The sequence below is a fragment of the Brachyspira pilosicoli genome, assembly GCF_019402445.1.
Taxonomy (GTDB): domain Bacteria; phylum Spirochaetota; class Brachyspiria; order Brachyspirales; family Brachyspiraceae; genus Brachyspira; species Brachyspira pilosicoli_B.
On record NZ_SRZM01000187.1, the window covers coordinates 1 to 5,693 of the forward strand.

4 protein-coding genes and 1 pseudogene are annotated in these 5,693 nt (G+C 25.3%); all 5 read right to left on the bottom strand.

Translation table 11 applies throughout. From position 1 onward, the window contains the following. Positions 1-81: 81 nt before the first annotated feature. Positions 82-1,383 (bottom strand): MATE family efflux transporter, encoded by a 1,302-nt coding sequence (locus tag E6A48_RS06940; protein ID WP_219709314.1) that lies wholly within the window; start codon positions 1,381-1,383, stop codon positions 82-84. A 124-nt stretch (positions 1,384-1,507) separates the two neighbouring features. Further along, a complete protein-coding gene (gmd, locus tag E6A48_RS06945; protein ID WP_219709315.1) occupies positions 1,508-2,506 on the bottom strand; it encodes a GDP-mannose 4,6-dehydratase in 999 nt (332 codons plus the stop codon). Between the two features lie 14 nt (positions 2,507-2,520). After that, a complete protein-coding gene (locus tag E6A48_RS06950) occupies positions 2,521-3,453 on the bottom strand; it encodes a GDP-L-fucose synthase family protein (RefSeq protein ID WP_219709316.1) in 933 nt (310 codons plus the stop codon). Positions 3,454-3,725: 272 nt separating this feature from the next. Further along, the gene (locus E6A48_RS06955; protein ID WP_258018568.1) at positions 3,726-4,271 is read right to left on the bottom strand and encodes a glycosyltransferase family protein; all 546 of its coding nucleotides are present in this window, start codon (positions 4,269-4,271) and stop codon (positions 3,726-3,728) included. 120 nt (positions 4,272-4,391) lie between these two features. Further along, a pseudogene (locus E6A48_RS06960) lies at positions 4,392-5,693 on the bottom strand (hypothetical protein); the annotation flags it as partial.

A 5,693-nucleotide genomic window follows, 5' to 3' on the forward strand; every position in this document is an offset into this window, starting at 1 on the left:
TTTGTTTGTTTGTTTGTTTGTTTGTTTGTTGCATATATATATCCGTTATTTTATAGCATTATACTATAAAAACAACCCTTGTCAATTATAAACTCTATTCTTATTAATAAAAAATAAAAATGAAAAAATACTAGTTAAAATTTCAGCAACAGGGAAAGATAGCCATACTCCTGTCATATTAAAAATACTCGATAAAATAAATATTGAAGGCAATATAAATATAAAACCTCTTAATATAGATATTATAAATGCTTGCTTTGCTTTATTTTTAGAAGAAAAATATACACAAGTAATAATATTATATCCTACAAATATAAATGCTGTAAAATATATGCGAAGTCCATAAACTGATATTCTTTGCAGTTCTTCAATATTATCTCTATTAAAAATAGAAGTTATTTCATTAGCAAATACATAAGTGATTATATAGATTATAAAAGAAATACTAGTTGATAAAACTATAGCATATTTATATATTTTATTTATATTATTTTCATTGTTGTAATTGATACTTATAATAGGCTGAATACCCTGCCCCATTCCTGTAAATATTGCTATAATCACTAATGCAATATTTGCAGTAATTCCATAAGCAGCTACTCCTACATTGCCTGCAATATTTAATATGATTATATTAAAAGCTAAAATAACAAAACCTGATGAAACTTCAGTTATAAGAAAAGATATACCAAGATAAGATATTTCAAAAAATTTTCTAAAACTAATATTAGGTTTTACAATAAAAAATGTATTTTTCTTTTTCATAAATAATGCTGATAATATTAGTATGCTCACAACAGGAGAAAAAACAGTTGCAAGCACTGCTCCAAATATACCCATATTAAAAGGAAAAATAAATATATAATCAAAAACAATATTGAACAAACTCCCCATAAGCATAGCAATCATAGCAAGCCTCGGGTGATTGTCATTTCTCACAAAACCTAAAAGTACATTATTAAGCATAAACATAGGAGAAAATAAAAGTATCATCTTTATATAAATATTAGTCATTGCATGTATATTATCCCTAGCACCCAAAATATATGCTATACTAGATGTAAAAAAAATACTCAAAATTATAAATAAAAATGATATTATAAATATATAAATTAAAGAGTTAGTAAATATAATATTTGCTTCATTATTTTTATTTTGTGCTTTTAGTATGGCATATTTAGTGGCAGAGCCCATTCCAAGCATTAAACCAATCCCATTAACAAAATTAAAAATAGGTATAGCAATGTTCAAAGCAGTAAGTCCGTCAGAGCCAATTCCTCTAGCCACAAAAAAAGTATCTGCAAGTATATAGCATGATAAACCAATCATACCAAGTACATTAAATGATACATATTTAATAAATAGATGAAGTATATTATTCATAAAAATAGCCTATAATAAAAAAACGTTTGCGTTCATACTTTCTAAGGCCTACGGTATGAATACAAACGTTTTAAAAAAATTTATCCGGCGACAAATTTAATTACTTTATATATTTCTTTTTATATTAATTAAAATCCTTTAAACTTAATCCTACATTATTTAAATCATATTCTAACATTATTTTTACTAACTCTTTAAAAGTAGTTTTTGGCTTCCAACCCAATTTTTCTTTAGCTTTAGTAGGATCCCCCAAAAGTAAATCTACTTCAGCAGGTCTATAATATCTAGGATCTATTTCAACATATTTTTTCCAGTCAAGCCCCACAAGACCAAAAGCCTCATCAAGAAACTCTCTAACAGAATGTGTTTCACCTGTAGCTATTACATAATCATCTGCTTTTTCTTGCTGCAGCATAAGCCACATAGCCTCAACATAGTCCTTAGCATATCCCCAATCTCTCTTAGCATCCAAATTACCTAAATATAATTTATCCTGTTCTTTCTTTAGAATCTTAGCAATTGCATGTGTTATCTTTTTTGTAACAAAAGTCTCACCTCTTCTTGGGCTTTCATGATTAAATAATATACCATTACAAGCATACATATCATAACTTTCTCTATAATTAACTGTAATCCAATATGAATATAGTTTAGCACAAGCATAAGGGCTTCTTGGATAGAATGGTGTTTTTTCTGTTTGAGGTGTTTCAACAACTTTTCCATATAATTCGCTTGTTGAAGCTTGATAGAATTTTGTTTTTATACGTGTTTCTTTAATAGCATCAAGTATTCTTATAGTACCTAAACCAACAACATCAGCAGTATATTCTGGCATATCAAAACTTACTCTTACATGGCTTTGTGCTGCTAAATTATATATTTCATCTGGCTGTATTTTTTCTAATAATCTTGATAAATTAGAGCTATCAGATAAATCTCCATAATGCAAAAACATCTTAACATCATTAATATGCGGATCTTGATACAAGTTGTCTATTCTCTCTGTATTAAAAGAAGAGCTCCTTCTAATTATACCATGTACTTCATAACCTTTCTCTAATAAAAACTCAACTAAATAAGAACCGTCTTGTCCTGTAATTCCTGTAATAAGTGCTTTTTTCATATTTTTATATCCTATTATTTATTATAATTTTTTAAAAAATCTTCATAAGCTATTTTTAAACCATCTTCAAGTTCTGTTTTATATTTCCAACCTAAAGAGTTTATTTTTGAAACATCTAATAATTTTCTCATAGTTCCGTCTGGTTTAGAGCTATCTAATTTGATTTCACCTGTAAAACCAACTACTTTTTTTATTAACTCTGCTAATTCTTTTATAGTAACTTCCTTACCAGAACCTATATTAATAAATTTACCTATATCCTTAGCATTTTTATTTTCCATTAAATAAATACAAGCCTCTGCTAAATCATCTGAACACATAAACTCTCTTAAAGGAGTACCGCTTCCCCAAATAAGAGTTTCTTTCAAATTATTTATTTTTGCTTCATGAAAACGTCTTATAAGCATAGGTATAACATGAGCATTTTCAGGGTGATAATTATCATTGATACCATAAAGATTACAAGGCATAACAGATATATAATTAGTATTATATTGTCTATTATAAGCCTCACATAATTCTATACCTGTAATTTTTGCTAAAGCATAAGGCTGATTAGTACTTTCTAAATATCCTGAAAGTAAATATTCTTCTTTTATTGGCTGTGGGCATTCCTTTGGATATATACAGCTTGAACCTAAAAACATTAATTTTTCAACACCATAAGTGTAAGAAGCTTCTATTATATTATTTTGTATTTGCAAATTATATAACAAAAAATCTACAGGATAAGTATTGTTAGCATATATTCCGCCTACTTTAGCAGCCGATAAAAATACCCATTCTGGCTTTTCTTTTTCAAAAAATTCAAATACTTTTTTTCTATCTCTTAAATCTAATTCTGAATGTGTTTTTCTTATTATATTAGAATAACCTTTTTTTGTAAGCATTCTATCTATAGCACTTCCAACTAAACCTCTATGTCCTGCCACATATACTTTCTTCATATAAAAAATACCTCATTATTATTTAATCTTACAAATAGCCAATAAACTAGAACCTATATAAAAATATTATATAAAATCTTATAAATTAATTTGACTTTACATATCTTCATCTTTTAGATGATTATATGGTTTATCTTTTATTTGTCAACTCAAATTTATTTCTTTACATTATAATATCCAGTTACCACTTTTATCAGTTGACCAATTATCTGCACATTACCCAAGAAATTTATTTTAGTTGGTATTTTACCGCTCTTTGGATAAACTCTTGTTTATGGTATTTCTATAACCTTATAACCTAATTTTGGTATTATATTTGCTAAATACCATTGTGATTCCCAACTTGTAAATATATCTCTAAAAATAGCTATTCTTTCATCATCTATTATCTTCATAGAAAAACCTCTAAATGCAGACATTGTTTCTGTATATTTAAATCCTGAAGATAATGATAATAAAGGATTAGAAATTAATTTAATAGCTAATACTCTTGAAAGAGGGGTGTTTTCATGATATCCTCCTTTCATAAATCTTGAACCTTGAACAAAGTCATAACCATTTTCTAATAACTCTACAAACTGCATTACCTGCTCTACACTATCTTTATTATTACCATCTACTGTAACTATTCCCTTATATTTCTCATCAGATACTTTTGAAAAACCCGCTTTATAGGCATTAGCCTGACCTTTCATTCTAATAGTAAGGACAGCTCTTACTCCTATATCTTTAAGAAAATCATCATTTATAGAACCATCTATACTTCCAGCATCAAGCAAAAATATATCTATCTTTCTAGGTATATCAGAGTCTTTCAAATGTTTAAGTTCTATTTGTATTCTTTCTCACTCATTCCAAGTAGGTATCAATAAACAATACTCATTTCTTTTACTAAAATATTCTTTATACTCATAGTTTGGTATTTGTCTTTCCATTTATTAAAGTCCTTTTGCTAATCTATCACTAATTAAAATAAAACCTCTATTCATAAAATCTTCTCCCTTTTTAAAACTATAGGAACCATCATATCCATAAGGTATTTCTTGAAATGTTTTCATATTTAATTTATATACAAAATATTTTTTATCATTTATATAAAAATCATAATCTGTAAAATTAATTCTTTCATCTTCCTTTTTATATTCAATATCAGATATGAAATAAAAATCATAATCTGGTCTTAAATTAATATAATTATCATTATTTTTAAGAATTAATAATAATCCACCAGATATATTTTTATCTATGCTAGAAATATGCTCGTTTGATTCTTTAGATATTACAGTTCCATTATCTGATACTGTAACATCTGTCAATCTAGAATATGTTTGAGATAACAATGATTTAGTTTTTCTTATGTCCTTGGACCAATAAAATGAAGAATTCCAAACATTTGTATTTATACTTGAAATCTCCATAATATTTGTATATATTGTACCTCTATCTGTATCATAAGTGTGGCTTTTCCATATATCTTGATTATAATATATATTATTATTAATTAGAAAAATATTTGGCATGTTATTTTTTATATATACTAAAGATTTATATGTATTTATAGATAGCAGTATTATACAAATAAGTAATACAACATTATCATATTTTTTATATGATAATAAATTAACAAAAAATAACAAAACAGAAAATTTAATAAGATAAACAGATATAAAAAAATCTGTACCTCCTTTTCTAATAGTATTCATAAATAATATTGATATTATAAATATTGATATTGAAATTACTAAATTTAACTTTGTTTTTGATATAGTAATTTTTTTCTTTTTATATATAAATATAATTGTAGCTATTAAAATTAAAATAAATAAAAACATAAAAATAATTAAATATTTAAGTACATTTTTACTAGCATCCCCATATCCATATCCAAAATTGATAATCGATAGAATACTACCACCAGCATAAGATAAGATATAAGTATTAGCTAAACTATCAAATGGATTTGGCAATAGCAATGATAATAGTAAAGGAAATAACACAGCTAATATATAAAATACAAAATATTTAACTAATAGTCTTATTATATAAGATATTTTAATTTTATTAAAATAAATAAAAGAAATAATAGCTGTTAATATTATAAATGATATAGGTAATAAAGATTGCAAATATATTAATTTTTTAGGGTCTATATCGTATAATAAGTAGCTTGATTTAATAGATTTAGTAATAAATAGTTTGTATATTATAATATTAAAAATTATAAGAATTATAGTAAATAC

Coding starts and splice junctions, on each gene's coding strand:
- E6A48_RS06940 (WP_219709314.1), bottom strand. CDS start 1,383: ATGAATAATATACTTCATCTATTTATTAAATATGTATCATTTAATGTA.
- gmd (WP_219709315.1), bottom strand. CDS start 2,506: ATGAAAAAAGCACTTATTACAGGAATTACAGGACAAGACGGTTCTTAT.
- E6A48_RS06950 (WP_219709316.1), bottom strand. CDS start 3,453: ATGAAGAAAGTATATGTGGCAGGACATAGAGGTTTAGTTGGAAGTGCT.